Source organism: Rhodobacter capsulatus, from assembly GCF_005144475.1.
Lineage (GTDB): Bacteria > Pseudomonadota > Alphaproteobacteria > Rhodobacterales > Rhodobacteraceae > Rhodobacter > Rhodobacter capsulatus_C.
Window position 1 is genome coordinate 1 of sequence record NZ_SWJZ01000130.1, and the last position, 1,344, is coordinate 1,344.

General features: G+C 73.2%; 1 protein-coding gene. It reads right to left on the minus strand.

Translation table 11 applies throughout. The annotated features are described in order from the left end of the window. Window positions 1–294: 294 nt before the first annotated feature. The coding region (locus FBT96_RS19460) for a methyl-accepting chemotaxis protein (RefSeq protein ID WP_249306580.1) at window positions 295–1,344 on the minus strand (1,050 nt) is incomplete at its 5' end.

Here is a 1,344-nt window from a genome sequence, read left to right on the forward strand (position 1 = left end):
GCCCCCCCCCCGCCCGGGGGGCCCCCCCCCCCCGGGGGGCGGGCCCCCCCCGAAGGGGGGGCGCTGCCCCCCGTCCCTGCGGGACGCCCCCCGGGATATTTCGGCCAAGGTGAAACGAAACGAGGGCGCAGCGTTCACCTTGGCCGAAATATCCCGGGGGGTGAATTTTCCGAAGGAAAAGAGGGGGGCAGAGCCCCCCATCCCCCGGTGGGCGCAACGGGTCTTCGCGTCGATCTGGTGCTCCGGCCGACAGGCGGAGCCGGGATCGTCGCATCTGTCGCGCTGTCGGCCGGTTCAGGCAGCGCGCGAGGGCGCCGCGGTGCCGACATCGGCCCCCAGATCGAACCGCGCGATCGCCTGCGACAGGCTTTGCGCGGCCGACAGAAGATCGCGGCCCGAATGCGCCGTGCGCTCCACCCCCTCGGCGCTTTTCTGCGTCGCCAGATCCAGCACCTCGGTCGCCGCCGTCACCTCGCCGATGCTGGCCGATTGCTCGCGGCTGAGCTGCGCCAGATCCTGCACATGGCCGACGATCGCCTCGATCTCCGCGACCGCGGCGGCAAGGCCGCGATCGGCCTCGCCCACCAGGGTTTCGCCCTCGCCGACCTTGCTGCGCGCCTCGGTGATCAGCCCGCCGATCTCGGCGGCGGCCGCGGTGGTGCGCTGCGCCAGATCGCGCACCTCCGAGGCGACGACGGCAAAGCCGCGCCCGGCCTCGCCCGCGCGGGCGGCCTCGACCCCGGCATTCAGTGCCAAAAGGTTGGTCTGGAAGGAAATGTCGTCGATCACCGAGATGATCCGCGCGATCGCATCCGACGAGGCGGTGATCCGCCCCATCGCTTCGACCACCCGGTTCACCGTCGCCTGCGCGGTCTGGATGTCGGCGCACATCCGTTCGGCGCTGCGCGCGGTTTCGGCCGCCCGCTCGGCCCCGGTGCGCGACGAGCCCGCCAGTTCGGTCATCGCCGCCGCGGTCTCTTCCAGCGAGGCGGCGGCCTTGCCCGCCTGCGCCGACATCTCGTCCGCGCCCCGATCCAGCGCGGCCGAGGTGGAGAGGATCCCCTCGGTGCTGTGCCGGATCGTCGTCACCAGCGCCGCAAGCTCGCCCAGCGCGGCGTTGAAATTCGTGCGCAGGCTTTCGTATTGCGGCGGAAACGGGGTCCGGATCCGCGCCGTCAGATCGCCCGCGGCCAGCCGGTGCAGCCCGGTTTCCAGCGTAGCAACGATCTGCTGCTGCTCGGCCAGCTGCGCCGCGCGCTCCGCCGCCACCGCCGCTTCGAGCGCCCGGCGCTCGGCCTCGGCGGTTGCGGCGGCGGCGCGGCGTTCCTCGGCGCGCGCGGCCTC